This window comes from Streptantibioticus cattleyicolor NRRL 8057 = DSM 46488 (assembly GCF_000240165.1).
GTDB classification, from domain to species: domain Bacteria; phylum Actinomycetota; class Actinomycetes; order Streptomycetales; family Streptomycetaceae; genus Streptantibioticus; species Streptantibioticus cattleyicolor.
The window spans coordinates 770,045-795,627 of the sequence record NC_017586.1 but is presented as its reverse complement, the minus strand read 5'-3'; the positions used below and the strand labels follow the sequence as shown (position 1 = coordinate 795,627).

24 protein-coding genes, 2 pseudogenes and 1 riboswitch are annotated in these 25,583 nt (G+C 73.7%); of the genes and pseudogenes, 18 read left to right on the top strand and 8 right to left on the bottom strand.

What is annotated here, in order from left to right; translation table 11 throughout:
* Window positions 1–9: 9 nt before the first annotated feature.
* From SCATT_RS03245 to SCATT_RS03210, 8 genes are all read left to right on the top strand, one after another.
* A complete protein-coding gene (locus SCATT_RS03245; RefSeq protein WP_173405619.1) occupies window positions 10–930 on the top strand; it encodes a DUF881 domain-containing protein in 921 nt (306 codons plus the stop codon).
* Window positions 927–1,259, top strand: a complete 333-nt coding sequence (locus tag SCATT_RS03240) for a small basic family protein (protein ID WP_014141489.1) — start codon at window positions 927–929, stop codon at window positions 1,257–1,259. The genes SCATT_RS03245 and SCATT_RS03240 overlap by 4 nt, the downstream gene beginning before the upstream one ends.
* A gap of 7 nt (window positions 1,260–1,266) precedes the next feature.
* Window positions 1,267–2,142, top strand: coding sequence for a DUF881 domain-containing protein (locus tag SCATT_RS03235; protein ID WP_014141488.1), 876 nt, complete (start codon window positions 1,267–1,269; stop codon window positions 2,140–2,142).
* A gap of 94 nt (window positions 2,143–2,236) precedes the next feature.
* Entirely contained in the window at window positions 2,237–3,139 is a 903-nt protein-coding gene (locus SCATT_RS39320) for an FHA domain-containing protein (protein ID WP_231905192.1), read from the top strand.
* A 97-nt stretch (window positions 3,140–3,236) separates the two neighbouring features.
* Window positions 3,237–3,983 (top strand): transcriptional regulator FtsR, encoded by a 747-nt coding sequence (gene ftsR, locus SCATT_RS03225; protein WP_014627426.1) that lies wholly within the window; start codon window positions 3,237–3,239, stop codon window positions 3,981–3,983.
* 68 nt (window positions 3,984–4,051) lie between these two features.
* Entirely contained in the window at window positions 4,052–4,525 is a 474-nt protein-coding gene (locus SCATT_RS03220; RefSeq protein ID WP_014141485.1) for a bifunctional nuclease family protein, read from the top strand.
* Window positions 4,526–4,837: 312 nt separating this feature from the next.
* The gene (locus SCATT_RS03215; RefSeq protein WP_014141483.1) at window positions 4,838–5,377 is read left to right on the top strand and encodes a MerR family transcriptional regulator; all 540 of its coding nucleotides are present in this window, start codon (window positions 4,838–4,840) and stop codon (window positions 5,375–5,377) included.
* 64 nt (window positions 5,378–5,441) lie between these two features.
* Entirely contained in the window at window positions 5,442–6,842 is a 1,401-nt protein-coding gene (locus SCATT_RS03210) for a DNA polymerase IV (protein WP_014627423.1), read from the top strand.
* On the opposite strand, the gene SCATT_RS03205 is transcribed toward SCATT_RS03210, so the two are convergent.
* Entirely contained in the window at window positions 6,837–7,232 is a 396-nt protein-coding gene (locus SCATT_RS03205; protein ID WP_014141481.1) for a PRC-barrel domain-containing protein, read from the bottom strand. The two genes, SCATT_RS03210 and SCATT_RS03205, sit on opposite strands and share 6 nt — an antisense overlap.
* Window positions 7,233–7,371: 139 nt before the next feature.
* Window positions 7,372–7,476, top strand: a riboswitch (glycine riboswitch).
* Between the two features lie 191 nt (window positions 7,477–7,667).
* On the opposite strand from SCATT_RS03205, the gene gcvP reads away from it, so the two are divergent.
* Window positions 7,668–10,553: an aminomethyl-transferring glycine dehydrogenase gene (gene gcvP / locus SCATT_RS03200; RefSeq protein WP_014141480.1), complete on the top strand. Its 2,886-nt coding sequence runs from the start codon at window positions 7,668–7,670 to the stop codon at window positions 10,551–10,553.
* A gap of 52 nt (window positions 10,554–10,605) precedes the next feature.
* Here gcvP and SCATT_RS03195 read toward each other — a convergent pair whose 3' ends face one another.
* Window positions 10,606–10,812: a DUF5999 family protein gene (locus tag SCATT_RS03195; RefSeq protein ID WP_014141479.1), complete on the bottom strand. Its 207-nt coding sequence runs from the start codon at window positions 10,810–10,812 to the stop codon at window positions 10,606–10,608.
* A gap of 291 nt (window positions 10,813–11,103) precedes the next feature.
* Window positions 11,104–11,694 (bottom strand): hypothetical protein, encoded by a 591-nt coding sequence (locus SCATT_RS03190; protein ID WP_014141478.1) that lies wholly within the window; start codon window positions 11,692–11,694, stop codon window positions 11,104–11,106.
* A 626-nt stretch (window positions 11,695–12,320) separates the two neighbouring features.
* Here SCATT_RS03190 and SCATT_RS03185 point away from each other — a divergent pair.
* Both SCATT_RS03185 and SCATT_RS03180 read left to right on the top strand, forming a co-directional pair.
* The gene (locus tag SCATT_RS03185; protein WP_014141477.1) at window positions 12,321–13,823 is read left to right on the top strand and encodes a glutamate--cysteine ligase family protein; all 1,503 of its coding nucleotides are present in this window, start codon (window positions 12,321–12,323) and stop codon (window positions 13,821–13,823) included.
* Window positions 13,824–13,991: 168 nt separating this feature from the next.
* On the top strand, window positions 13,992–14,732 hold the full coding sequence (locus tag SCATT_RS03180; protein ID WP_231905191.1) for a CPBP family intramembrane glutamic endopeptidase: 741 nt from the start codon (window positions 13,992–13,994) through the stop codon (window positions 14,730–14,732).
* 10 nt (window positions 14,733–14,742) lie between these two features.
* On the opposite strand, the gene SCATT_RS03175 is transcribed toward SCATT_RS03180, so the two are convergent.
* A complete protein-coding gene (locus SCATT_RS03175) occupies window positions 14,743–15,579 on the bottom strand; it encodes a PhzF family phenazine biosynthesis protein (protein WP_014141475.1) in 837 nt (278 codons plus the stop codon).
* Window positions 15,580–15,875: 296 nt separating this feature from the next.
* Here SCATT_RS03175 and SCATT_RS03170 point away from each other — a divergent pair, with 296 nt between their 5' ends.
* From SCATT_RS03170 to SCATT_RS03150, 5 genes are all read left to right on the top strand, one after another.
* Window positions 15,876–16,502, top strand: coding sequence for a PadR family transcriptional regulator (locus SCATT_RS03170; RefSeq protein WP_014141474.1), 627 nt, complete (start codon window positions 15,876–15,878; stop codon window positions 16,500–16,502).
* A gap of 124 nt (window positions 16,503–16,626) precedes the next feature.
* A complete protein-coding gene (locus tag SCATT_RS03165; RefSeq protein WP_014141473.1) occupies window positions 16,627–17,301 on the top strand; it encodes a pyridoxine/pyridoxamine 5'-phosphate oxidase in 675 nt (224 codons plus the stop codon).
* A gap of 126 nt (window positions 17,302–17,427) precedes the next feature.
* A complete protein-coding gene (locus SCATT_RS03160) occupies window positions 17,428–18,012 on the top strand; it encodes a Clp protease N-terminal domain-containing protein (RefSeq protein WP_014141472.1) in 585 nt (194 codons plus the stop codon).
* Between the two features lie 31 nt (window positions 18,013–18,043).
* The gene (locus SCATT_RS03155) at window positions 18,044–19,030 is read left to right on the top strand and encodes an EamA family transporter (RefSeq protein WP_041824383.1); all 987 of its coding nucleotides are present in this window, start codon (window positions 18,044–18,046) and stop codon (window positions 19,028–19,030) included.
* 353 nt (window positions 19,031–19,383) lie between these two features.
* Window positions 19,384–20,286 carry a DMT family transporter gene (locus SCATT_RS03150; RefSeq protein WP_014141470.1) on the top strand — a complete coding sequence of 301 codons (903 nt, stop codon included), beginning with the start codon at window positions 19,384–19,386 and terminating at the stop codon, window positions 20,284–20,286.
* 61 nt (window positions 20,287–20,347) lie between these two features.
* On the opposite strand, the gene SCATT_RS03145 is transcribed toward SCATT_RS03150, so the two are convergent.
* Both SCATT_RS03145 and SCATT_RS03140 read right to left on the bottom strand, forming a co-directional pair.
* A complete protein-coding gene (locus tag SCATT_RS03145) occupies window positions 20,348–20,983 on the bottom strand; it encodes an FMN-binding negative transcriptional regulator (protein ID WP_014141469.1) in 636 nt (211 codons plus the stop codon).
* Window positions 20,977–21,669: a pyridoxamine 5'-phosphate oxidase family protein gene (locus tag SCATT_RS03140; RefSeq protein WP_014141468.1), complete on the bottom strand. Its 693-nt coding sequence runs from the start codon at window positions 21,667–21,669 to the stop codon at window positions 20,977–20,979. Before SCATT_RS03140 ends, SCATT_RS03145 begins: the two co-directional genes overlap by 7 nt.
* 74 nt (window positions 21,670–21,743) lie before the next feature.
* Between SCATT_RS03140 and SCATT_RS03135 the strand changes: the two are divergent.
* A pseudogene (locus tag SCATT_RS03135) lies at window positions 21,744–23,076 on the top strand (aminotransferase class I/II-fold pyridoxal phosphate-dependent enzyme).
* Window positions 23,077–23,092: 16 nt separating this feature from the next.
* Here the strand turns inward: SCATT_RS03135 and SCATT_RS03130 are convergent.
* Window positions 23,093–24,078, bottom strand: a pseudogene (locus SCATT_RS03130) (DMT family transporter).
* Between the two features lie 75 nt (window positions 24,079–24,153).
* Between SCATT_RS03130 and SCATT_RS03125 the strand changes: the two are divergent.
* Window positions 24,154–25,050 carry a LysR family transcriptional regulator gene (locus SCATT_RS03125; protein ID WP_014627416.1) on the top strand — a complete coding sequence of 299 codons (897 nt, stop codon included), beginning with the start codon at window positions 24,154–24,156 and terminating at the stop codon, window positions 25,048–25,050.
* Window positions 25,051–25,074: 24 nt separating this feature from the next.
* Here the strand turns inward: SCATT_RS03125 and SCATT_RS03120 are convergent, their stop codons facing one another.
* Window positions 25,075–25,533, bottom strand: a complete 459-nt coding sequence (locus tag SCATT_RS03120) for a pyridoxamine 5'-phosphate oxidase family protein (RefSeq protein ID WP_014141463.1) — start codon at window positions 25,531–25,533, stop codon at window positions 25,075–25,077.
* Window positions 25,534–25,583 lie beyond the last annotated feature (50 nt).

Sequence of the window (25,583 nt, the reverse complement as noted above, 5' to 3'; positions counted from 1 at the left end):
ATGTGCGGCATGCCGCAGCAGCCCCCCGTTCGGAGCACGCCCCCGCGCCCCCCGCGGCGGGACGCCTCGATGTCGCTGCTGACCAACATCATGGAGCACAGCCTGGACGACGGATACGCCGAGGTCACCGCGCGCCGCGGGGAGACCGGGCGGGCCAGGCTGCCGCGTACCGCCCGGGGCCGGATCGCGCTCGCCGCGGGCCTCGCGCTGGTGGCCGCGGTGGTCACCGTCGGCGGGGCGCAGGCCCAGTTCTCGGCGCCCACGCTGGCCAAGGAGCGCCAGGAGCTGATCGGCCGCATCGGCGCCGAGTCGCACCACGCCGACGCCCTCCAGCACGACGTCGACGCCCTGCGCGGCCAGGTCGGCACGCAGCAGCGCCAGGCGCTCCCGGGCGGCAACGGCGACGCCGACCTGGCCGCGCTGCTGGCCGGCGCCACCGCGGTGCACGGTCCGGGGCTGCGGCTGGTGGTGGACGACGCCAAGGAGGCCACCGGCGGCCAAGGCGGCGGACCGCGCGAGAGCAGCGGCTTCTCCGACACCGGACGCGTTCGCGACCGGGACATGCAGCGCGTGGTCAACGGCCTGTGGGCGGCCGGGGCCGAGGCGATCGCCGTCAACGGACAACGGCTGACCTCCTTGTCCGCGATCCGCGCGGCGGGCCAGGCCATACTGGTCGACAACAAACCGCTGGCGCCGCCCTACACCGTCCTCGCCGTCGGCGACGGACGCCGGCTGAGCACGGCCTTCCAGGACGGCGCCGACGGCCGGTACCTCCACGAGCTCCAGCAGAACTACGGTATCCGGGCGAGCGTTTCGGTCCAGGACGACGTACGGCTGCCGGCCGCGCCGAGCCTGGTGCTGCGCGTCGCCTCACCGGCTCCGGGCGGTGCCGTCCCGGGTGCCGCCGCAACAGGGAAGGGCAACAAGTGATCGCCGTACTGGGCCTCGTCGTCGGAGTGGTGGTCGGGCTCGTGATCCGGCCGGTGGTTCCCTCGGCCGTCGAGCCTTACCTGCCGATCGCCGTGGTCGCCGCGCTCGACGCCGTCTTCGGCGGGGTACGCGCCATGCTGGACGGCATCTTCAACGACAAGGTGTTCGTCGTGTCGTTCCTGTCCAACGTGGTGGTGGCGGCGCTCATCGTCTTCCTCGGCGACAAGCTGGGGGTGGGCGCCCAGTTGTCGACCGGCGTGGTCGTGGTGCTGGGCATCCGGATCTTCTCCAACGCGGCGGCCATCCGCCGCCACATCTTCCGGGCGTGATGCGGTGATGAGCAGCGACGACACGCCGCGTCCCGAGGAGACCCCGCGCCCCGGTGAGCCACCGGTGCGCCGGCCGCTGCCCGACGAGGTCCCGGCGCCGCCCGCGTCCGGATCCGGTCCCGATGCCGATCCCGGTTCCGGTGACGGCTCCGACGGTCAACTCACCGGCCGCCAGCGGCTGGTGAAGGGGTTGTGGCCGCCGCGGCTGACCCGCGCCCAACTCATCGTCGCGCTGCTGCTGTTCGTGCTCGGACTGGGCCTGGCCATCCAGGTCCGTTCCACCAGTGACAACGGCGCGCTGCGCGGCGCCCGCCAGGAGGATCTGGTCCGCATCCTGTCGGAACTGGACGCGCGTACCCAGCGTCTTGAGGACGAGAAGCGCGGTCTGGACAACCAGCTGACCCAGTTGCGCAACAGCTCCAACCAGGCCGCCGAGGCGCGCCGCCAGACCGAGCAGAAGGCCCGCCAACTCGGCGTCCTCGCCGGTACGGTGGCAGCCCAGGGGCCAGGGATCACGCTCACCATCCGTGACGCGCACGGGGCGGTGTCGGCGGACGAACTCCTCGACACCCTCCAGGAGCTGCGGGCGGCCGGGGCCGAGGCGATCCAGATCAACGACGTCCGGGCGGTGGCCGGCACCTACTTCACGGACGCCGGCCCCGGGAGCGTCCAGGTGGACGGGCACCGGCTCGCCCAGCCCTACGTCTTCAAGGTGGTGGGCAATCCGCCGGACCTGGAACCGGCGTTGAACATCCCCGGCGGCGTGGTACAGACCTTGGAGAAGGAGCAGGCCACGGTGACCGTTGTACGGTCCCAGAAGATCGTTGTGGACGCCTTGCGGCAGGCGAAACAGCCTGACTACGCTCGGTCGTCGGGCCAGTGAGGCGGTAGAGCATGGAGTGGACCGGGGGAGGGCAGGACCGTGCGGGGGGTCGGCGCGCGGCGAGGGTGATGCGTGGTGGAAACTGTGGAGTGACCTGGTTCGTTGTCCGGATGTCCGGACCGGCCGGTCGGTGTTGCGAGGGTTCGTCCTGCCCCACGGGCGGGTCTGTTTCTTTCAAGGGGAATCGCCCGTGAAGTTGTTTGGGAAATTGTTCGGCAAGAGCGCTCGGCAGCGGGCCGCGGATCCCGCTACGGCGCGTCACCGGGCGCCGCGCGAGGCGCAGGGGGAGGGGGCGGACCGGGGCCGTCCGCTCTTCCGTGACGAGGCGGTTGCTCCGGGCGGTGACATTTCGGGTGGTCCTGGACAGGTTTCTGTTGACCCTGCCGCGTCGGGCCGCATAGGTTTCCAGGACCCATCGGACGTCCCCGCGGGTCAGCCGCGGCAGGAGGCACAGCCCATGGCGGCCTTGCCGGTTTGTAGCAGGTGCGGGCACCGGAACGCGGAGGCGAGCCGCTTCTGCTCCAACTGCGGTGCGCCGCTGCACCCGGGAGTGGCCCCCGAGCGCGCCTCGGAGACCACCTCCACGATCTCCATCTCCGGCCTGGAGGCGTACGACGCCGAGGCCACCGGCCAGACCGCGGTGCCGCTGCTCACCCCCGAGTTGCAGGCGGCCGTGGAGGCGCTGCCGCACGGCTCGGCGCTGCTGGTGGTGCGCCGCGGCCCCAACTCCGGCAGCCGCTTCCTGCTGGACGCCGAGGTGACCACGGCGGGCCGCCACCCGGAGAGCGACATCTTCCTGGACGACGTCACCGTCTCCCGGCGCCACGTGGAGTTCCGCCGAGGGCCCGACGGCCGCTTCACCGTGGCCGACGTGGGCAGCCTCAACGGCACCTACGTCAACCGCGAGCAGATCGACTCGGTGCCGCTCGCGGCCGGCGACGAGGTGCAGATCGGCAAGTACCGGATGGTGTTCTACAGCAGCCCGCGCACCTACTGACGCGCTCGGCAAGCCGCGTCCGGCGGGGCGGCCCCTCGGGGGTCCGCGCCGCCGGACGGGCCCCGTTGGCAACGGCGCGACCGGCGAGAGAAGGTTCATGCCTCGTACACCGTCGGGCGGTGCCACATCAGGCGCCGCCGCCGCGGACGGACGGCTGATGAGCATCGGCGCGGTGCTCGCCCTGCTGCGCGACGAATTCCCCGAGGTCACCATCTCCAAGATCCGCTTCTTGGAGGCGGAGGGCCTGGTGGAGCCGCAGCGGACGCCCTCCGGTTACCGCAAGTTCAGCCCGCGTGACGTCGAGCGGCTGGGGCAGGTGCTGCGCATGCAGCGCGACCACTACCTGCCGTTGAAGGTCATCCGCGAGCACCTGGAGGCGTTGGACGCCGGCGCCCCGGTCGCGTTGCCCGCCCCCGCCGAGCCGCCCGACCCGCTGGCCGGGGCCCTCGACGCGGACGCCGACCCGCCGCCCGCCACCGGCCGCATCAGCCGCGCCGACCTGCTGAACGCCACCGGCGCCGAGGAGAGCGACCTGGCCCAGTGGGAGTCCTACGGGCTGATCGAGCCGGGCGCCGACGGCGGCTACGACCCGGAAAGCATCCAGGTCGCCAAGTTGATCACGGAACTGGCCGGGTTCGGGCTGGAGCCGCGCCATCTGCGGGCCGTCAAGGCCGCCGCCGACCGGGACGTCAGCCTGGTGGAGCAGGTCGTCGCGCCGCTGCGCCGGCACCGCAACCCGCAGACCCGGGCGCACGCCGAGGCCACCGCGCGTGAGCTGGCCGGATTGTCCGTCCGGTTGCACGCCGCGCTGGTCCGCTCGGCGCTGCGGCTGCGACAGCCGTGACCCCCTGCTGTCCGAGTTGCGGAATGCCCGACTACCCAAAGACTCCGTTGAGAGCCTAGGGTTGCTGTGTGAATGAGCTCGACGTCGTGGGTGTCCGGGTGGAAATGCCCTCCAACCAGCCGATCGTGCTTCTGCGGGAAGTAGGAGGCGACCGGTACCTCCCCATCTGGATCGGACCGGGTGAGGCGACCGCGATCGCCTTCGCCCAGCAGGGCATGACGCCCGCGCGCCCGCTGACCCACGACCTGTTCAAGGACGTCCTCGAGGCGGTCGGCCAGCGGCTCACCGAGGTGCGCATCACCGATCTGCGCGAAGGCGTCTTCTACGCCGAGCTGGTGTTCGCCAGCGGAGTGGAGGTCAGCGCCCGCCCGTCCGACGCCATAGCGCTCGCCCTGCGCACCGGGACGCCGATCTACGGCAGCGACGGTGTGCTCGACGACGCGGGGATCGCGATCCCGGACGAGCAGGAGGACGAGGTGGAGAAGTTCCGCGAGTTCCTCGACCAGATCTCGCCGGAGGACTTCGGCACGAGCAACCAGTGAGCGGTCCGCGCCGCAGCCATTCGGCCAGTCATTCCCCCTCCAGGGTCACGGCAAACCACTCTCGGGGTGGAAATCACTCGGCGTGCCGAGTGTGGCGATCGTTGACGCACTCGGAGTGACTGCCTACCGTCGGGTGGAAGAGTCCTGGAAGGCCCATGTCCCCGTGCGCCGCGTCGGCGGTGGACGCCGGGCCTGCGCCCCCGCGCACCGGGATGTGAAGGGACGGAGGTCGGCGTGAGAAGCACCGGCGACAGGGCCGCTGGCGGTTCGTTTCCGGTCCGCGGGACCGTGTCCCGCCCCTCTCACCTCGCGGTGGACGACGGCGGCCCCGGGCCGGGCCCCCGGCCGCCCGAGGGGTCGGAGCTCGTCGGATACCGCGGGCCCACCGCCTGCGCCGCCGCGGGCATCACCTACCGTCAGCTCGACTACTGGGCCCGCACCGGTCTGGTGGAGCCCAGCGTGCGCACCACCTACGGCTCCGGCTCGCAACGGCTCTACAGCCTCCGGGACGTCGTCGTCCTCAAGATCGTCAAACGGCTGCTGGACACCGGGGTGGCGCTGCCCAACATCCGTACCGCGGTACGCCACCTGTCCACCTGGTCCTCGGCCGACGTGGCCCGCACGACCCTGATGTGCGACGGCGCGACGGTGTACGAGTGCACCTCCCCGGACGAGGTGGTGAGCCTGCTCCAGGGCGGCCAGGGGGTCTTCGGCATCGCCGTCGGGGTGGTCTGGCGGGACGTGGCGGAGAGCCTGTCCCGGCTGCCCGGCGAACGGGTGGACACCGGCGAGACGCTCTACGCCCCCAGCCCGGCCGACGAACTCGCCCGGCGCCGCAACCGGGCCGGCTGACCGCCGCGCCGCCCACCGTACGCCTGTACGGCGATTGTCCGAGGCGTGCGGCAGCATCGAGGGTGTGAGAACCGCTCCGACCATCCTCCACCTCGACATGGACGCCTTCTACGCCTCCGTGGAGCAGGCGTCCAAGCCGAGCCTGCGCGGCAAGCCCGTGGTGGTCGGTGGGCTCGGGCCGCGCGGGGTGGTCTCCACCGCCTCCTACGAGGCACGGGTGCACGGGGTCCACTCGGCGATGGCGATGGCGCACGCCCGGCGGCTGTGCCCCAACGCCGCCTACCTCACCCCCCGGTTCACGCTGTACCGCCAGGTCAGTGACGTGGTCATGGGGCTGCTGCACGAACTCTCCCCGCTGGTGGAACCGCTCAGCCTGGACGAGGCCTTCGTCGACCTGGCCGTCGGGGCCTGCCGCGACCGGCTGGCCGGGCTGCCCTCGCACGCTGTCGGCGCCGAGGTGCGCGTGGTGGGGGAGGAGCTGCGGGCGGCGATCCGCGCGGCCACCGGGCTCACCGCCTCCGTCGGCATCGCGGGCTCCAAGCTGCTGGCCAAGATCGGTTCGGACGCCGCCAAGCCGGACGGCCTGGTCGTCGTCGAGTCCGGCACCGAGGACGCGTTCCTCGGCCCGCTCCCGGTACGCGCCCTGTGGGGGGTCGGCCCGGCCACCGCCGACCATCTGCGCCGCGCCGGGATCGGCACGGTGGCCGAGGTGGCCGAGGCGGGCGAGGCGGAGCTGGTGCGGCTGCTGGGCAAGGCGCACGGCGCATCGCTGTACGCCATGGCCACCGGCCAGGACGACCGGCCGGTGGTGGCGGAACGGGACGTGAAATCCATATCGGTGGAGGACACCTTCGACGTCGACCTGACCGACCGCGCCCGGGTGCGGGCCGAGGTCGGACGGCTCGCCGACCGCTGTGTCCAACGGCTGCGCGCGGCGGGACGTTCGGGGCGCACGGTGGTGCTCAAGGTGCGCCGCTACGACTTCACCACGCTGACGCGGTCCGAAACGCTCCGCGCCCCCACCGACGACCCCGCAGTGGTCCGGGAGACCGCCGGCCGGCTCATCGAGGGCGTCGACACCACCGGCGGGGTGCGGCTGCTCGGGGTCGGCGTGGCCGGCCTCGCCGACTTCACCCAGGAGGATCTCTTCGCCCAGGCCGCGCAGGGGTCCGCCGCCGACCCCGGCGACCCGGAGCACTCCGAGGACGCCGCGCCCGCGACCGTCGCCGCACCGCCGCCGGTCCGCCGCTGGCACCCCGGACACGACGTCACCCACGAGGAGTACGGCCCCGGCTGGGTCCAGGGCAGCGGGGTCGGCCGGGTCACCGTGCGCTTCGAGGTGCCCGGCGGCGAACCGGGCCGGGTCCGCACCTTCGCGGTGGACGACCCGGCGCTCACCCCGTCCGAACCGCTGCCGCTGGTGCCGGGGTTCCCGGTGCCGGGCCCGTCCGCCACCGCGTCATGACCGCTCGCCGGGATCGCCCGCCAGCCGCCCGGCATCGCGCAGTTCACCCGGGGCCGAGCCGGACTCGGCCTCCGGGGGCGGCACCTTCAGGCCGTAGTGGTGGTAGAGCTGGAGCTCCTGCTCCGGGGAGAGATGGCGCCCCACCCCGAAGTCCGGGGCGCTCTTGACCAGCGACTTGTCGTACGGCACCCGCAGCGAGTCGTCGCGCAGCTCGCTCGGTTCCAGCGGAACGAAGGCGTCCCGGCCGAACAGTCCGGTGCGCACCGCGGCCCATTCGGGTTCGCCGGTCGCGTCGTCGAGGTAGACCTCGTCGACGGTGCCGATCTTGACGCCGTTGCGGTCGAGCGCCTTGCGGCCGATCAGGGTGCGCGGATCGATGTCGGTCTGCACGGCTCCTCCAGGGGGATCGCAACGGTCCAACACAATCACCAAAAGCCACATTCCCGAGCATGTCGAATCGGGGCTGTCCAAAGCGGCGGGCAGCAGCCAACCGCGGACGTCAACGCGCTGGTACTGTGGCAACGGCTGCTGACCCCGTGCGGGAGAGTCCGGAAGACAGTGGAAGCACTGGCTCCGGCGCCGAAGGAGCAAATCCTCCCCGGAATCTCTCAGGCATCCGTACCGCACGGACGAGGTCACTCTGGAAAGCAGGCAGGTGCCGGCGGCGCGCGACACGGCCGGGGCCCCTCCTCACCGACGGGGAAAGCCGTGACCGCGTACCGCGGAGCGGTGAAACTCTCAGGTTCATGACAGAGGGGGAGGCCGACCGGGCACCCCGCGCCGAGGTGCCCCCCACAGGTCGTACCGACCAGGAGGCCCCCTCAGATGACCGCCAACCGCATCCCCCTCGCCGACCTGGAGCGCGGCACCCCCTTCGAGGAGCGCCACATCGGGCCGGACGCCGGTGCCCAGGCGAAGATGCTCGCCCACGTCGGATACGGCTCGCTGGACGAGCTGACGGCGGCGGCGGTACCGGACGCCATCAAGTCGGCCGAGGCGCTCGCGCTGCCCGCCGCCCGTACCGAGGCCGACGTCCTCGCCGAGCTGCGTTCCCTGGCCGGCCGCAACCAGGTGCTCTCCTCCATGATCGGCCTGGGCTACTACGGCACCTTCACCCCGCCGGTGATCCTGCGCAACGTCATGGAGAACCCGGCCTGGTACACCGCCTACACCCCGTACCAGCCGGAGATCTCGCAGGGCCGGCTGGAGGCGCTGCTCAACTTCCAGACGATGGTGGCCGACCTGACCGGGCTGCCCACCTCCGGCGCCTCGCTGCTGGACGAGGGCACCGCCGCCGCCGAGGCCATGGCGCTCTCCCGGCGGGTCGGCAAGGTCAAGGACGGCGTCTTCCTGGTCGACGCCGACTGCTTCCCGCAGACCGTCGCGGTGGTCGAGACCCGTGCCGAACCCACCGGCGTCGAGGTGGTCGTCGCCGACCTCACCGACGGCATCCCGGCCGAGGTGGCCGAGCGCGGCGTCTTCGGCGTGCTGCTCCAGTACCCCGGGGCCTCCGGCGCGGTACGCGACCCGCGCCCGGTCATCGAGCGCGCCCACGAACTCGGCGCGGTGGTCACCGTCGCCGCCGACCTGCTCGCCCTCACCCTGCTCACCCCGCCCGGTGAACTCGGCGCCGACATCGCGGTGGGCACCACCCAGCGCTTCGGCGTGCCGATGGGCTTCGGCGGCCCGCACGCCGGCTACATGGCGGTACGCGACCAGTTCGCCCGCAGCCTGCCGGGGCGCCTGGTGGGGGTCTCGGTGGACGCCGACGGTGACCGCGCCTACCGGCTCGCGCTGCAGACCCGCGAACAGCACATCCGCCGGGAGAAGGCCACCAGCAACATCTGCACCGCCCAGGTGCTGCTCGCCGTGATGGCCGGGATGTACGCGGTCCACCACGGCCCCGACGGGCTCACCGGCATCGCCCGCAAGGTGCACCGGTATGCCGCCGTGCTCGCCGCGGGGCTGCGGGCCGGCGGGGTCGAGGTGGCCCACGACGCCTTCTTCGACACCCTGACGGCACGCGTCCCCGGACGCGCCGCCGAGGTGGTGGCCGCCGCCCGTACCGCCGGGGTCAACCTGCGCCTGGTCGACGCCGACCGGGTCGGGGTCTCCTGCGACGAGACCACCGGACGCGGCCAACTCGCCGCCGTCTGGCAGGCGTTCGGGGTCACCGGTGACGTGGACGCCCTCGACGCCGAGACCGGCGACGCGCTCCCGGCCGAGCTGGCGCGCACCTCCGGCTTCCTGGCCCACCCGGTCTTCCACCAGCACCGTTCCGAGACCGCCATGCTGCGCTACCTGCGCCGGCTGGCCGACCGCGACTACGCGCTGGACCGCGGCATGATCCCGCTGGGCTCGTGCACCATGAAGCTCAACGCCACGGCCGAGATGGAGCCGGTCACCTGGCCGGAGTTCGCCTCGCTCCACCCGTTCGCCCCGGCCGAGCAGGCCGAGGGGTACCTCACGCTCATCCACGAGCTGGAGGAGCGGCTGGCCGCCATCACCGGCTACGACAAGGTGAGCCTCCAGCCCAACGCCGGCTCCCAGGGCGAGCTTGCCGGGCTGCTGGCGGTCCGCGCCTACCACCGGGCCAACGGCGACACCGGGCGCACCGTCTGCCTGATCCCGTCCTCCGCGCACGGCACCAACGCGGCCAGCGCCGTGATGGCCGGGATGCGGGTGGTCGTGGTCAGGACCGGCGAGGACGGCGAGGTGGACACCGCCGACCTGCGCGCCAAGATCGAGCAGTACGGCGACGAACTGGCCGTGCTCATGGTCACCTACCCCTCCACGCACGGCGTCTTCGAGGAGCACATCGGCGAGATCTGCGCCCTGGTGCACGACGCGGGCGGCCAGGTGTACGTGGACGGCGCCAACCTCAACGCGCTGGTGGGGCTGGCCCGGCCGGGGCGGTTCGGCGGCGACGTCTCCCACCTGAACCTGCACAAGACGTTCTGCATCCCGCACGGTGGCGGCGGCCCCGGCGTCGGCCCGGTCGCGGTCCGCGCCCACCTCGCCCCGTACCTGCCCAACCACCCGCTCCAGCCGACCGCGGGCCCCGGGACCGGGGTCGGGCCGGTGTCGGCGGCGCCGTGGGGTTCGGCGGGCATCCTGCCGATCTCCTGGGCCTACGCCCGGCTGATGGGCGCCGACGGCCTCAAGCGGGCCACCCAGGTGGCGGTGCTGAGCGCCAACTACCTCGCCAAGCGGCTCGCGCCGTACTTCCCGGTGCTCTACACCGGGCCGGGCGGCCTCGTCGCCCACGAGTGCATCATCGACCTGCGTCCGCTCACCAAGGCGACCGGGGTCACCGTGGACGACGTGGCCAAGCGGCTGATCGACTACGGCTTCCACGCGCCCACCATGTCGTTCCCGGTGGCCGGCACGCTGATGATCGAGCCCACCGAGAGCGAGGACCTGGCCGAACTCGACCGGTTCTGCGAGGCGATGATCGCCATCCGCGCGGAGATCGACCGGGTCGGCTCCGGTGAGTGGCCCAAGGACGACAACCCGCTGCGCAACGCCCCGCACACCGCCGCCATGCTCGGCGGCGAGTGGGAGCACGCCTACCCGCGCCAGGAGGCGGTCTTCCCGGCCGGGGTCTCGGCGGCCGACAAGTACTGGCCGCCGGTGCGCCGCATCGACGGCGCCTTCGGCGACCGCAACCTGGTCTGCTCCTGCCCGCCGCTGGAGGAGTACGAGGGCTGATCGCACGGCGGACGGGCTCCGGCCCGTCCGCCGCTCCTTCGTCCCGAACGCGTCAGGCGGCGGTGGCGACGCGCGCCGCGTCGAGCGGGCGGTGCGGGGCGATGATCTTGCCGTCGGGGAGCAGCTCCCCGGTGTCCTCGAAGAGCAGGACGCCGTTGCACAACAGGCTCCAGCCCTGCTCCGGGTGGTGCGCCACGAGGTGCGCGGCTTCCCGGTCAGGGGAGTCTGCGGACGGACACGGCGGCTGGTGCTGACACATGGACGTCGTCTTTCGCTGTGGCTGCGGTGAACCGGTGCGCACCACGGTACGCGGCTGCTCGGTCATGCCGTCCCCCGTTTCTTCGGTCTGGTCCCCAGTCTTGCCCCACGGAACGCGTCCCGCAGGAATTTCGGGCAAGCGACCCCCCTTGGTGGCAGACGCTTCACCCGGACGGGTGGTTTCCGTAACGAGAACTCACCCGATACAGCGAGATACCGCATCCGGCGCCCGCACACCAGCGCCCCCTCGGCCAACGACCGAGGGGGCGCCGCCATGCCGCGGGGCCGGTGACTACACCACGGTGCGCAGCAGCGGTGCCGGGGTGAGCCGGTGGGTGAGCACCGGCAGCAGATCGGCGGCCCGGTGCGGCCGGTGGGCGGCGATCCCGGGCGGCGCCGGCGCCAGCGGGATGAGCACGTCGGCCGGGGCCGGCTGGGCGTCGTCCCCGTCGGTGACGTCCCCGTGCAGCCACAGGCAGAGCATGTAGAGCCCGGGGATGGACAGCAGCCTCGGCTGGTACGGCGCGGGCAGCGCCTCCGCCTGGCGCAGCGCCCGCTCGGTGGAGGCGAGGTAGGGACCCTCGCAGAAGTACGAGAACGCCCAGCCGTCCGGGGTGATCATGGTTTCCGCGGCGGCGACCACGCCCTCCTCCGCGCCCCGGATCAGGAACCGCCAGCCGGTCAGCCGGGCCCGCGGTATCCCCCCGGCCCGCGAGGACACCGGGTCGAGCAGATGGAGCGGGAGCGGGTGGTCCGGGACCAGCGGTCCGCGGGCGTCGCGCAGCGACGGCGTACGGGCGGCGCGGACGGCGGTGGGGGAGCACAGAGCCGCCAGCACGCTCCGCAGCGCGGGCGCGGGGGCATCAGGTACGTACAGCGGCATGGTCTGGGTCGCCTCTCGCTGGAGACCGGGTGCTGCTTGCTGTTGCGGACGACGCTGTCAGCAGTGCAGGCAAGGGCGCGGTGCGAAGGTGCTGCCGGGCCGAGGGGCCGGGCCGGGGTGGTGCTCGGTGGTACCGGGTCGGGCTTGCGGTGCTACCTGGCAGAGCCGCCCGGACGACCGTGGTCCGGGACGGTATGGATGCGCGCACTGGGCGGTGGCATACGGATCCTTTCCCGCGGCCGGGGCTGCGCACTGCGCGATCGGCGGCCCGCGGAGTCTCTGCCTGTGCGCGAAGTTTATACGAAACGTGTTCGGCGGGCGATTCGGCTACTCCGCTCCGGTAAACACCGCAAGATCCATTTGCGTCGGAAATCGGCGACGATTCCTCCGCATTCGCCATGCGCTCCGCTATCCGGCCTGCCGGTTTGCCCGCGGCGCGGATGGCCGGTTCTCGACCCGGGTTTTCTGTGGCTTTTGCGCCGTGCCCGGGACATCGTGCTATGCCGTCGGAATGTGCCAGCGGACGGCTGCTTCGAGCCTACTCCGGACCCGCCGTTCGTGGGGCGTTATCGATCTGTTCGACTGGGCATCATCGGTGCACGGCCCACACGAGGAGGGACCCTTCGATGGGGGAAAAGGTCGTGGCCAGCGGGTTCGACCTGTCCGATCGCCAACGGTACCGACGGAAGCTGCGGCAGTGCCTGGTGGGCCTGGAGCGGCTGCTGGCGGAGAAACGGTTCGACCGCCCGCGCAACCTGATGGGCCTGGAGATCGAATTGAATCTCGCGGATTCCGCCGGTCAGCCCTGCATGATGAACGAGGAGGTGCTGGAGCGAATCGCCAGCCGGGATTTCCAGACCGAGTTGGCCCAGTTCAACATCGAGGTCAACATCGCCCCGCACCGGCTCGCCGGCCGGGTGCTGGACCAACTCGCCGAAGAACTGCGGATCGGGCTCGGCTACGCCGACCGCAAGGCCGCGGAAGCCGGCGCCCGGATCGTCATGATCGGAATTCTGCCCACCCTGGACGCACACCATCTGGTGGAAGCCAACCTCTCCCGCGGCGACCGCTACACCCTCCTCAACGACCAGGTGCTCGCCGCCCGCGGGGAGGACATCGCCCTCGACATCGACGGCGTGGAGCGCCTGACCCGCACCTCGGCCTCGATCGCGCCGGAGGCGGCGTGCACCTCGACCCAGATGCATCTGCAGGTGACCCCCGGGCGGTTCGCGGCGGTGTGGAACGCGGCGCAGGCGGCGGTGGGGCCGCAGATCGCGCTGGGCGCCAACGCCCCGTTCCTGTTCGGCCGGGAGCTGCTGCGGGAGACCCGCCCGGCCCTGTTCGAGCAGGCCACCGACACCCGTCCGGAGGAACTGCGGGCCCAAGGCGTGCGCCCGCTCACCTGGTTCGGCGAGCGGTGGATCACCGGCGTCCTCGACCTGTTCGAGGAGAACGTGCGCTACTTCCCCGCGCTGCTGCCCATCTGCGACGACGAGGACCCGCTGCGCGTCCTCGACGAGGGCGGGGTGCCCCGGCTGAAGGAACTGCAACTGCACAACGGCACCATCTACCGCTGGAACCGGCCGGTGTACGCGGTGGTGGACGGCGTACCGCACCTGCGGGTGGAGAACCGGGTGCTGCCCGCCGGGCCCACGGTGGCCGACGTGGTGGCCAACGCGGCGTTCTACTACGGGCTGGTGCGCGCCCTGGCCGAGTCGTCGCGGCCGGTGTGGACCAGGCTGCCGTTCTCCGCCGCCGCCGCCAACTTCGAGGCCGCCTGCCGGTTCGGCATCGACGCGCACCTGCGCTGGCCGAAGCCGGGACGCGGCGGCGTGGTGACGGTGCCCGCGGTACGCCTGGTGCGCGACGAACTGCTCCCCATGGCCGCCGCCGGGCTGGACGCCTGGGGGGTGGCCCCGGCCGACCGCGACCGCTACCTCGGCGTGATCGAGGAACGCTGCCGCCGCCGCGTCAACGGTGCCTCCTGGCAGGCCGCCGTCTACCACTGCGCCCGCGAGCGCGGTCTGGACCGGCCCGCCGCGCTGGCCGCGATGACGCGTCGCTACTGCGAACTGATGCGTTCCGGCGACCCGGTCCACACCTGGCCCCAGGACGCCCCGCCCCCCTGATCCCCGGCGCCGTGGCACTCCGTCCCCCAGGGGCGTTCCCGCCGGCCGGATACGGTGGGCGGGACGGGACGGCTGTGCGGGAGGTGGCGGGTGCGGATCGGGGATCCGACGGGGTGCGGGGGCGCGGTGGACGGCGTTCCGTCCGCGTCCGGGGTGAGCGATCGGCGCATGCTGCGCGACGAGACGCTGCTGGTGCTGGCGTTGTCGCTGGGGGCGAGCGCGGTGTCGGCGCTGATCAGCTTCGTCGGGGACCTGACGCGGCCGGGGCCGTTGAAGAACCAGGCGGCGCGGTTGGTGACCTCGGCGGCGCCGGGGCGGCCGTGGCTCGATCTGGTGTGGCAGGTGTTCGGGATCGCCACCGCGTTGGTGCCGGTGGCGTTGGTGGCCCATCTGCTCACCCGGGAGGGCGCCGGGCTGCGGGTGATCGGGTTCGATCTGCGCCGGCCCATCGGCGACCTGGCCCGGGGCGCGCTGGTGGCGGCGGTGATCGGCGGCACCGGGCTCGGCCTCTACCTCGGTGCGCGGGCGTCCGGCTTCAACCTCACCGTGGTGCCCGAGTCGCTGCCGCACGTGTGGTGGCGGATCCCGGTGCTGGTACTGGCGGCGGTGGAGAACGCCGTGCTGGAGGAGGTCGTCGTCGTCGGCTATCTGCTGCGCAGGCTGGACCGGCTGGGGTGGAGCCCGGCGGCGGCGCCGGCCGCGAGCGCGGTGCTACGCGGTTCGTACCACTTGTACCAGGGGGTCGGCGGGCTGGTCGGCAACATGGTGATGGGTGTGGTCTTCGTGCTGCTGTACCGGCGGTGGGGGCGGGTCGGTCCGCTGGTGGCGGCGCACGCGCTGATCGACACGGTGGCCTTCGTCGGGTACGCGCTGCTGGCCGGCAAGGTGGGGTGGCTGCCCACCGCGTGACGGCCGGCGGTCACAACGCGACGAGCAGGTCGCCCTCGATCACGGTGACCGCGGAGCCGATCAACAGGACGCGGTCGCCGCGCAGCGCGCAACGCACCAGACCGGTGCGGGCCGACGCCTGAAACCCCGTCAGCTCCGTTCGGCCGAGCCGGGGCGCCCACAGCGGGGCGAGCGCGGTGTGGGCGCTGCCGGTCACCGGGTCCTCCGGGATGCCGACCGCGGGGCCGAAGAACCGCGAGACGACGTCGTACCCGGCTCCGTCTCCCGTACCGCGGTCGGCGGCGCGGGCGGTGACGATCACTCCGCGGTGTTCCAGGGCCGCCACCGCCGCCAGGTCGGGCGCCAGCGCGCGTACCGTCTCCTCGTCGGCCACCTCCACCAGCAGGTCGCCCACGTCGGGCCCGGTGTCGTAGGCCGCCAGCGGTGCCGTGCCCAGCGCCTCGGCGACCCCGGCGGGGACCGGGTCGAGCCGGGTGAGCGGGGCCGCCGGGAAGTCGAGGGTGATCCGGCCGTCCCCGGCCGCGCTCGCGCCCAGTACGCCGCCGCGGGTGGCGAAGCGCACGGCACCGGTGGCCGCGCCGGTGGTGTGCAGGACGTGCGCGGTGGCCAGCGTCGCGTGGCCGCACATGGCGACCTCGGTGACCGGGGTGAACCAGCGCAGCGCCCACCCGGCCGGGCCGCCCTCGGGCAGCCGGTGGGTGAAGGCGGTCTCGGCCAGGTTGACCTCGGCGGCCAGCCGCTGCATGCCCTCCTCGGCCGGGAACCGGTCGCCGTCCAGCACGACCACGGCGGCCGGGTTGCCGGTGAAGGGGCGTTCGGCGAAGGCGTCGACGTAACGGATCCTCATGGCCGCGAGCGTACGGCCCGGCACCGGTGGTCCGCACCGGGGTTCGACCCCGGGCGGCGGCGTCGGCGGCGCGGCGACCGCCGGGCCGTGGCCAGGGGCAGACCTCCGGCCACGCCAGGTGGCCGTTCCGGGCGAAGCCCGCACCGCGGCGGAACCTTTCGGCAGTCTCTTGCTCGACGACACTCGCCGATATATCGTTGATGCATCACGACAGATCAACGAGCGATCACGGGTCTGTCGCCCGCGGATGACACGCGGGCCGGGGGACCCGACGCACACGACGGAAGGAGCGCGTCATGCGTTCGCACGGAAACGGACATGGACACGGCTACGAGGGCGGACAGCGCCACCGGGGCCACGGGGAGCACGAGTCGCGGCGCGCGGCCTTCGGGCCGTTCGGGCCGCCGTTCGGCGGCGGCGGACACTTCGGCGGTGGCGGGTTCTTCGGACCCGGCGGCCGAGGGCGAGGTGGCGGCCGGGGACGCGCCCGCCGCGGCGACGTCCGGGCCTCGATCCTGGCCCTGCTGAAGGAACGGCCGATGCACGGCTACGAGATGATCAGGGAGATCGCCGAACGCAGCGGCGGCGCCTGGAAACCCAGCCCCGGCTCGGTCTACCCCACCTTGCAACTGCTGGAGGACGAGGGCCTGATCGACAGCGTCACCGAGGGCGGCAAGAAGCTCTTCACCCTCACCGACGCCGGCCGCGAGGAGGCCGCGGCGGGCCCCGAGGCCCCCTGGGAGGAGGCCGGGCGCGGCGTCGACTGGGAGGCGATGCAGGAGATCCGGCAGGCCGGCTTCGGCCTGGTGGAAGCCTTCCGCCAGGTCTGGTCCACCGGCAGCCCCGCCCAGCGGGAGAAGGCCGTCGCCGTGGTCAACGAGGCCCGCAAGCGGCTGTACATGATCCTCGCCGAGGAGGACTGACCCGCCCGGAGGCCCGTCCTCACGGCCACCCAGGTGCCCCCGCCCCACCCCGGGACGGGGGCACCGCCGTCGTACGCCGTGATGTGATGTGATCCGGACGGGCACGACGGAGGGAGCAGACCCGGTGAGCGGGACCGAAGCCGAAGCGCTGCGCGTCAGACTGCGCACCACCCCGGCGCTGACCGGGCCCTTCCCCGCGTTCGAGGTGTCCCGGGCGGAGGCCGCCCCGGGGCCGCTCTTCCTGCGCTGGCTCACCGAGGCGCTCGACGACGGCGTCCCCGAACCCCATGTGACGACCCTGAGCACCGCCGACGAACGGGGACGCCCCTCCGCCCGGGTGCTGATGCTGCGGGACGTCGACCCGGATCGGTGCGCCTTCCGGTTCGCCAGCGAGGCGGCCAGCCGCAAGGGGCGCGAGCTGGCGGCCAACCCGTACGCGGCGCTGAGTTGGTACTGGCCCCGGCACGGCCGGCAGATCCGCGCCGCGGGCCCGGTCGCCGTACTCGACCGGGCCGCCGCCCGGGCCGACTTCCTCGGCCGTGGCGAGGCGTCGCGGATCTCGGGGTTCACCGGTTCGATGAGCGCCCCGCTGGAGAGCGAAGGCGCCTACGCCGATGCCCGGGAACGGGCCCGCCGCACGGTCGCCGCCGAACCGGAGGCGGTCCCCGACGGCCACACCGTCTACGAACTGCGCGCCGAGGAGATGGAGTTCTTCCAGGGCGACCCGGCCCGCTTCCACCGCAGACTGTGCTACCACCGGCAGGACGGGAACTGGACCTCCGGCCTGCTGTGGCCCTGACCCGCCGACCCGTCGATATCCTCCCCAAGGATGAGACGTCGGTCATTCGTGCCCTTCCTCGGGCGGATGGGCGAATGCCTCCTGACGTGGATGCTTTCGGGCCCGAGCGGCTGATGGGGTGGGAGGGTGCACAGCGACATCCGGCCCGAGGACCCGGCCAGCAGCGAGACCCCGCCACCCCCGGCCGGTGACGGCGCGTCCGCGGCCGACGCGGCCGGACCGCGGTACGGGCCCCAGCTCGGCGCGGTCGTCTTCAGCGCCCGCCGCCGCGCCGCCCGGGACGGTGACCGCCAGACCGACACCGCCCATCTGCTGCACTCCCTGCTGGAGACCGACCCCGGCTGCTGGGAGACGGCCGGCGCCGGCCCGGGCCAGCTCGTGCGGGTCCTCGCCTACCTGGTGCAGCGCACCATCGGTTACGGCATGCGGTGGCGCGGCACGGTGGAGGACTCCGGGGCGATCCCGGTGGCCGTGGCCCGCCCCGAGCCGGGCTGGAGCCCGGCGGCCACCGCCGCGTTGCGGGACGCCGCCGCCCGCGCCGCGCACCGGGGCGCCGCGCACGCCGACGGCGCCGATCTGCTGGCCGCCCTCGCCGCCGACCCCGAGTGCCGGGCGGCCGAGGTGCTGCGCGCCGCCGGTGTCGACCCGGCCGCGCTGACACCCCGGCCGACCGGCGGGTACGACCCCGACTGCCAGGGGCGACGCGGATGACGCTCCTGTCGTGAGCTGACATGATGAGCCGATGCATGGGGCTTCAGGGCGAAGGGCCGGTCTGGTGCCGGCCTTGGTGTCGGCGGTGGCGTTCGGCGGTTCGGGTGTCGCCGCCAAACCGCTGATCGAGGCGGGGCTCGGGCCGCTGCACGTGGTATGGCTGCGGGTGACCGGCGCGGCCGTGGTCCTGCTGCCGGTCGCGCTGCGCCACCTGGACGCGCCCCGGCGCCGCCCCGGACTCCTCGTCGGATTCGGGCTGCTGGCCGTCGCCGGGGTCCAGGCGTGCTACTTCGCGGCCCTGTCCCGGATCCCGGTCGGGGTCGCGCTGCTGGTGGAGTACCTCGCGCCGGCGCTGGTGCTGGGGTGGGTGCGGTTCGTGCAGCGGCGGCACGTCAGCCGCTCGGCCGCGGTCGGCGTGGTGCTGGCGGCGGCCGGGCTCGCCGGGGTGGTCGAGGTGTGGCAGGGGCTGCGGTTCGACGCGCTCGGGCTGCTGCTCGCGGTCGGCGCGGCCTGCTGCCAGGTCGGGTACTTCGTCCTGGCCGACCACGGCGGTGACGGCGAGGACGCGGTGGATCCGCTGGCCGTGATCGCGTACGGGCTGCTGGTCGGCGCCGCCGTACTCACCGTGGTGGCCCGCCCCTGGGAGATGCGCTGGAGCGTCCTGGCCCACCAGGTGCCGTTCGGCGGCCGGACGGTCCCGGCGATCCTGCTGCTCGGCTGGGTCGTCCTGGTGGCCACCGTGGTCGCCTACCTGACCGGGGTGGTCTCGGTACGCCGGCTCTCGCCGCAGGTGGCCGGCGTGGTGGCGTGCCTGGAGGCGGTCGTGGCCACGGTGCTCGCCTGGCTGCTGCTCCACGAGTACCTGGGCGCCCCCCAACTCGTCGGCGGCGCGCTGGTGTTGACCGGCGCCTTCATAGCGCAGACGGCGGCCCCGTCCGACGGTTCCTCGGTCACGGTCGCGGCGGAGCCGGTGGCGGAGGCCGCGCGGCCGGCGCCGGACGGTTCGCCGGGCCGCTGACGGCCGGGCCGGCGAGACCTCGCCGACCCGATGAGACCTGGGGTCCTGCCCGCCGTGTTGTCGGCGTCTCATCGGGTGGATATCCGCTTGCCGCCCCTCGTGGTGGTGCCTAGGGTGCTGCTCATGCATTCGACTGTTCTTCCGCCGCCTGCCGTCTAGGGCGGGCGGCGCGTCCCACGTAGGAGACCGGCCCGGGGGTGCCCCGGGCGGATCGACGCTGCCCGCAGACGGAGCACGCGATCATCCGGACTCTTTTCGGTGGGAGAACACTCGTGTCCATTTCTCGTGGCCGTGTTCCGGCCGCGCCCGCGCGCGTAGAGGCGGCGGCGGACGGCTGTTCGTCGCAGGCCGGGGTGGCGGCCGGGCGGGGGTTGCTGCGCCTGGCGTTGGCGGCGACGTCGTGGGGTACCGCGGGCGCCGCGGCGGCCCTGGTCTTCCGGCAGGGGCAGTTGGGGCCGGTGGCCCTGTCGTTCTGGCGGTACGCGGGCGCCATCGTCGTGCTGCTGGCCGCGCGGGCGGTGACCGGACGGGGGTGGCGTCGGCCCCCGGCGGTACGCCGCGTGCTGGTCACCGGGGCCGGGCTGGCGGTCTTCAACACGGCCTACTTCGCGGCCGTCCAGGACACCGGGCTGGCCGTCGGCACCGTGGTGACGATGGGCGCCAACCCCGTGGTGGTGGCGATCGGCGCCCGGGCGCTGCTCGGGGAACGCCTCGGGCGCGGCGGCTGGACGGCGGTGCTGGGCGCGCTCGCCGGGCTGGCGGTGCTGATGCTGGGCGGCGGACAAGGGGCGGGCGCGGTGCGGCCGGCCGGGGTCGGCTGGGCGCTGCTGTCCGCGGCCGGGGCGGCGGTGGTGACGCTGGGCAGCCGGTTCGCCCGGGACGGCGGCGCGGACGAGGATCCGCTGGCGACCACCACGTGGGCGTTCGGGGTGGGCGCGGTCTGCCTGCTGCCGCTCGCGGCGTGGCAGGGGCTGTGGCCGCACACCGCCGACCTGGGGCGGACGGTGGCGCTCATCGGGTATCTGGCGGCGATACCGACGGCGTTGGGGTACGCGCTGTACTTCGCCGGGGTGACGGTGGTGCGGGCGGCCACCGCGGCGGTGGTCGCGTTGATCGAGCCGGTGGCCACCGCGGTGATCGCGGTGGCGCTGCTGGGTGAGGAGCTGACGGTCACCACGGTGGTCGGCACCGTGGTGCTGATCGGCGCGGTGGCCGCGTTGGCGGTGGCCGAGGCGCGCACCGCCCCGGTCGGCTGACGGTTCGCCGGTGGGTCCCGCCACCCCCGTCGCGCGGCGGGACCCACCGGCGTCCGCCGGTCTAACGGGCGCCGAGACGGCGCAGTTGGTGGCGGCGGGCCGCCGCGTCGTGCGGGGCGTCCCGGTCGGCCAGCAACTCGCTGACCCGGTACTGGATCTCACGGGGCTTGTTGCCGCCGTACTTGAACTTGGCCCGCACCTCGGTGACGTCCAGCCGCAGCCCGCGGATGCCCGGCAGCATGCGGGCGTACGGGCCGTGGTCGGGGGCCGGTTCGCCGTGGTCGCCGGCCGGCTGGAAGTGGCCGAGCTGGCGGGTGAGGAGCGCGGCCTTGTCCGCCGGGTCGTCCACCAGGTGCGCGGTGCAACGCAGTTGGACGGCGGCGTAGTAGCTGGTGGGCACACCGTGCTCGGGCGGGATGTCGGCGGGAGCGTGCCAGGTGGTGGGGATGTAGGCGTAGTCGTCGACCACGCTCAGCACGACCTGGGGGTCGGCCTCCAGGGCGGCCCAGATCGGGTTGGGGCGGGCGAGGTGGCCCACCACGTCACCGGCGGCCGGGTCGTAGGCGAAGTGCAGCGGCTGGACGTGCGGCGGCTCGCCGGGCAGCCCGTTGACCGCGAGCTGGCCGAAGTCGTGGCCGGCCAGGAAGGTCTGCCACTCGGTGTCGTCGCTGGCCGCGTCCCAGGGGTGGATCAGCATCCGGACCTCACGGCGGCGTTGGTCAGGTAACCGGGTGCGGGGACGGCCGGGTCGAGGTCGTCGGCGGGGATCGGGGTGCCGTAGCCGCGGGTGACCGGAAGGACCCCGCTCCAGTAGGGCAGGGCGAGGTCGTCCGGGTCGTCGTTGGGGCCGCCGGTACGGAGCTTGGCGGAGACCTCCTCCAGGTCGAGGCGGACCACCGCGGTGGCCGCCAGTTCCTTGGCGTCGGCGCGCCGGGAGTCGTCGGCGCGGCCGGGGAGCACGTGGTCGACGAGGGCGTCGAGCGCGAGGGCCCGTTCGGCCGGGTCGGTCACCTGGTACGCGGTGCCGTGCACGACCACCGAGCGGTAGTTGATCGAGTGGTGGAAGGCGGAACGGGCCAGCACCAGCCCGTCCACCAGCGTCACGGTCAGGCACACCGGCAGCCCCTCGTCGCCGCCGGCGGCGCGCAGCGGACGGGAACCGGTGGAGCCGTGCACGTAGAGCCGCTCGCCGACCCGTCCGTAGAGGGTGGGCAGCACGACCGGGGCGCCGTCGCGCACGAAGCCGAGGTGGCAGACGTACCCCTCGTCGAGGATCGCGTGGACCATCGTCCGGTCGTAGTCGGCCCGGTCCCGGGAGCGGGTGGGCACGTTGCGTTCGGTGACCGGATAGCTGGCCCCGGGCTGGGCGGCGGCCTCGGACATGCGCGGACTCCTCACTGCTGTGCTGCACCGGCACCGGCTTGCGCCGAGTTTTGTACTAGTGCATACTGCTCTTTGTGCTAGGAGAATATCGGATCGCGGGTCGGCGCGCTACGGAGATCGCCGCCGATGTCGAACGGGCGGTCGGGGAAGGGCTGTTGACGCCCGGGCAGGCGCTGCCGCCGCTGCGGGAACTCGCCGCGGACCTGGGGGTCAACCCCAACACCGTGGCCGCCGCCTACCGCCTGCTGCGGGACCGCGGGGTGATCGAGACCGCCGGGCGGCGCGGCAGCCGGGTGCGTTCCCGGCCCGCGAGCACCGCGCGCGAGGAGGTCGGGGTGGCGGCGCCGCCGGACGCCCGCGACGTCTCCACCGGCAACCCCGATCCCGCGCTGCTGCCGCCGCTGGACGCCGCGCTCGCCGCCGCCGCGGCCGACTTCGCGGGGCGCCCGGTGCTCTACGGCACCCCCGGCGTCGACCCCGAACTCGCCGGGCTGGCCCGGGCCGGCTTCGACGCCGACGGCGTGGCGCCCGGCCCGGTCACCCTGGCCAGCGGCGCCCTGGACGGGATCGAACGGGTCCTCGACGCCCATCTGCGTCCCGGCGACGCGGTGGCGGTGGAGGACCCCGGCTGGGGCAGCCTGCTCGACCTGGTGCCGGCGCTGGGGGCTGCGCACCGTACCGGTCGCGGTGGACGACGACGGGCCGGTGGTGGCGGACGTGGCCCGGGCGCTGCGGTCCGGGGCGCGGGCGCTGCTGATCACGGCGCGGGCGCAGAACCCCACCGGCGCCGCGCTCACCCCCGCCCGCGCCGCCGAACTGCGCGACCTGCTGTCCGGCTTCCCCGACGTCCTGGTGGTCGAGGACGACCACGGCCACGCCATCGTCGACGTGCCGCTCGCCCCGGTCGGCGGGGCCACCCGGCACTGGGCGCTGGCCCGTTCCACGGCCAAGGCGTACGGGCCCGACCTGCGCCTCGCGGTGCTCACCGGCGACCCCGTCACCATCGACCGGGTACGGGGCCGGCACCGCCTCGGACCGGGCTGGGTGAGCCACCTGCTCCAGCGCGCCGTGGTCCACCTGTGGCGCTCGGGCGCGGTGGACGTGGCGCGGGTGGCCGCCTCCTACACAGCGCGCCGCACCGCGCTGCTGACGGCGCTGACCCAGCGGGGGATCACCGGCTTCGGGCGCACCGGGATGAACGTGTGGATCCCGGTGCCCGACGAGACCGCCGCGGTCACCGCGCTGCTGCGTTCCGGCTGGGTGGCCGCCCCCGGCAGCCGGTACCGGGTCGCCTCCGGGCCGGGGATCCGGATCACCGTCTCGTCGCTGACGGACGCCGAGATCATGCCGTTCGCCGAGGCGATCGCGGCGGCCGTGCGTCGCCGGGGCGGCACCAGGCTGGGGTGACCTCGGTACGCGGCGGCTACCGCTTGGGGCGTGCCTGGGTCAGCGCGGCGCCGAACAGGACGACGAGGGCGCCCACCGGCTCGTTCCAGCTGAGGTGCTCGTGCAGCAGGAAGACGCCGGCCGCGGTGGCGATCACCGGGACGAGGTAGGTGACCATGGTGGCGATGGTCGGGCCGGCCTCCTTGACCAGGCCGTACTGGAGGAGGAAGGCGAAGCCGGTGCCGAGCGCGCCCAGCGCCGTCACCGCCAGCACGGAGGTCACCGGCCAGGCGGTCGGCGCGGCGGTGAACAGCGGGGTGACGACGGCGAGTTGGAGGGTGCCGACGAGGAGCTGACCGGTGGAGAGCGACAGGCTGGAGGAACCGGTGTCGCTCAGCGTGCGGCGGACGTATATCCAGCCCACCGCGTAGCTGAGCGAGGCGATCAGGGCGAGCCCGGTGCCCAGCGGATCCTGGCCGGAGAACCCCTGCCACACACCCCCAGCACCACCAGGACGCCGGCGAACCCGATGGCCACGCCCGCCACCCGGCGCCGGGTGGGCCGGTCCTCGGCGAGCGCCACCACCGACAGCAGCATGCTCCACAGCGGGGTGGTGGCGTTGCAGATGCCGGCCAGCGTGGACGGCACCGTCAGCTCGGCGTAGGCGAACAGCGAGAACGGCACGGCGTTGAGCAGCAGCGCGGCCACCGCCAGCCGCCCCCAGATCCGCGCCCCGCGCGGCAGCCGCTCCCGCTTGGCGACGAGCGTGACCACCAGCACCGCCGCGCCGAAGACCATGCGGCCCAAGGTCACCTGGAGCGGCGCGAACGCCTCCGTGCCGACCTTGATGAACAGGAAGCTGAACCCCCAGATCAGGGAGAGCACGGCGAACCGCACCCGCCAGTCGAGCCCGCGCCGCCGGGCGGGGGCCGTGACCGGCGGAACGGCGGACGACGCGGCGGCCGGGGCGGGGGAGGCGGCGGTGGGGACGCCGGCGGGATCGGGGGAGGTGGTCGCGCTCATGGTGGTTACCTTGCCGTGCCGTGACGTCGTAGCACAAGCGAGTTTTGTTTAGCGGCATCGCGTAGGATTGCTTATATGTTGAGTCTGGAGCGGCTGCGCGTCCTGCACGCCATCGACACCTACGGCTCGGTGAGCGGCGCCGCCGAGGCGCTGCGGGTGACCACCTCGGCCATCTCGCAGCAGATGGGCAAGCTGGAGAAGGAGACCGGCCAGCAGATGCTGGTCAAGAGCGGGCGCGGGGTGCGGCTGACGGACGCGGCGCGGCTGCTCTCCGGCCACGCCGAGCGCATCCTGTCCATGGTCGAGCTGGCCCACTCCGAACTGGAGGCCCACCGCGGCGCCGCCGTGGGCACCCTGGCCATCGGCACTTTCGCCACCGCCGCCCGCGGACTCTTCCCGGCCGCCTTCGCCGCGCTGCGCGCCGACCACCCCCGGCTCCGCCCGCACCTGCGCGAGATGGAGCCCAGCGAGTCGGTGCCCGGGCTGATGCGCGGCGACATCGACCTGGCCGTGGTCCTCGACTGGTACAACAAACCGCTGCCCCGCCCCGAGGGGCTGGCCAAGGCCGAGCTGCTGGACGACGTGGTGGACGTCGCCGTGCCCAGCGGCCATCGGCTCGCCGGCCGCGCCGAGGTGGACCTGGACGACTTCGCCGACGACGACTGGATCGCCTGGCCGGCCGGCGAGTTCTGCCACGAATCCCTGCTGTTCACCATGCGCGGCAAGGGCATCGAACCGCGCATCGCGCACTTCGCCGGGGAACACCAGACGCAGCTCGCCTTCGTCGCCGCCGGACTCGGCGTCGCGGTCACCCCGCGCCTGGGCCGCGGCCCGGTCCCCGAGGGGGTGCGCGTCATCCCGGTACGCCACACGCTGCACCGCCACGTCTACGCGATATGGCGCACCGACGCCGACCGCCGGCCGGCCGTCCGCGCCATGGTGGCCGCCCTGCGCGCGGCGGGGCGGCGCTGAACGCCGGCTGACCGGCCGCGCCCCTCACAGCTTGCGGAAGTCCCACGACACGATCCGGTCGGGGGTCAGCCGCAGCCACGCGTGGCGCCCGTCGTGCGGCATGGCGTCCGCCCCGAAGTACTTGGCGGCGAAGTCCCGTTCCGGCGCCCGGAGTTCGGGACAGGGCAGCCCGGTGCGCGGTGCCTCGCCGACGAAGACGGCGGTGCCGGTCAGCTCCACGCCGCGCAGCTCCCCGTACTCCTCGCCGTCGTCCACCAGCACCGCGATCCGCGGATCGGCGCGCAGGTGTGCCCAACGGCGGCTGCGCACCAGGGAGTACAGCCACAGCGAGCCGCCGGTCCACCCGAACCACAGGGCGCCGGCGTGCGGCGTGCCGTCCGCCGCGACGGTGGCCACCCGGCAGGTGCGCTGCCCGGTGAGATAGGCGTCCAGCTCCCGCCCGGTCATCATGATCCTGCGGCCCCGCCGCTGCGTCGCGGTCATCGCCGGTCTCCCTCCCCGCGGGTCCCTGGACAACTGGTTTCCTGACGGCC

Excerpts from the sequence above, each read along its gene's own strand:
- SCATT_RS03245 (WP_173405619.1), top strand. The coding sequence starts at position 10 with ATGCCGCAGCAGCCCCCCGTTCGGAGCACGCCCCCGCGCCCCCCGCGG.
- SCATT_RS03170 (WP_014141474.1), top strand. The coding sequence starts at position 15,876 with ATGCGTTCGCACGGAAACGGACATGGACACGGCTACGAGGGCGGACAG.
- ftsR (WP_014627426.1), top strand. The coding sequence starts at position 3,237 with ATGCCTCGTACACCGTCGGGCGGTGCCACATCAGGCGCCGCCGCCGCG.
- SCATT_RS03195 (WP_014141479.1), bottom strand. The coding sequence starts at position 10,812 with ATGTGTCAGCACCAGCCGCCGTGTCCGTCCGCAGACTCCCCTGACCGG.
- SCATT_RS03175 (WP_014141475.1), bottom strand. The coding sequence starts at position 15,579 with ATGAGGATCCGTTACGTCGACGCCTTCGCCGAACGCCCCTTCACCGGC.
- SCATT_RS03235 (WP_014141488.1), top strand. The coding sequence starts at position 1,267 with ATGAGCAGCGACGACACGCCGCGTCCCGAGGAGACCCCGCGCCCCGGT.
- SCATT_RS03140 (WP_014141468.1), bottom strand. The coding sequence starts at position 21,669 with ATGTCCGAGGCCGCCGCCCAGCCCGGGGCCAGCTATCCGGTCACCGAA.
- SCATT_RS03190 (WP_014141478.1), bottom strand. The coding sequence starts at position 11,694 with ATGCCGCTGTACGTACCTGATGCCCCCGCGCCCGCGCTGCGGAGCGTG.
- gcvP (WP_014141480.1), top strand. The coding sequence starts at position 7,668 with ATGACCGCCAACCGCATCCCCCTCGCCGACCTGGAGCGCGGCACCCCC.
- SCATT_RS03125 (WP_014627416.1), top strand. The coding sequence starts at position 24,154 with ATGTTGAGTCTGGAGCGGCTGCGCGTCCTGCACGCCATCGACACCTAC.
- SCATT_RS03180 (WP_231905191.1), top strand. The coding sequence starts at position 13,992 with ATGCTGCGCGACGAGACGCTGCTGGTGCTGGCGTTGTCGCTGGGGGCG.
- SCATT_RS03120 (WP_014141463.1), bottom strand. The coding sequence starts at position 25,533 with ATGACCGCGACGCAGCGGCGGGGCCGCAGGATCATGATGACCGGGCGG.
- SCATT_RS03185 (WP_014141477.1), top strand. The coding sequence starts at position 12,321 with ATGGGGGAAAAGGTCGTGGCCAGCGGGTTCGACCTGTCCGATCGCCAA.
- SCATT_RS03155 (WP_041824383.1), top strand. The coding sequence starts at position 18,044 with ATGCATGGGGCTTCAGGGCGAAGGGCCGGTCTGGTGCCGGCCTTGGTG.
- SCATT_RS03145 (WP_014141469.1), bottom strand. The coding sequence starts at position 20,983 with ATGCTGATCCACCCCTGGGACGCGGCCAGCGACGACACCGAGTGGCAG.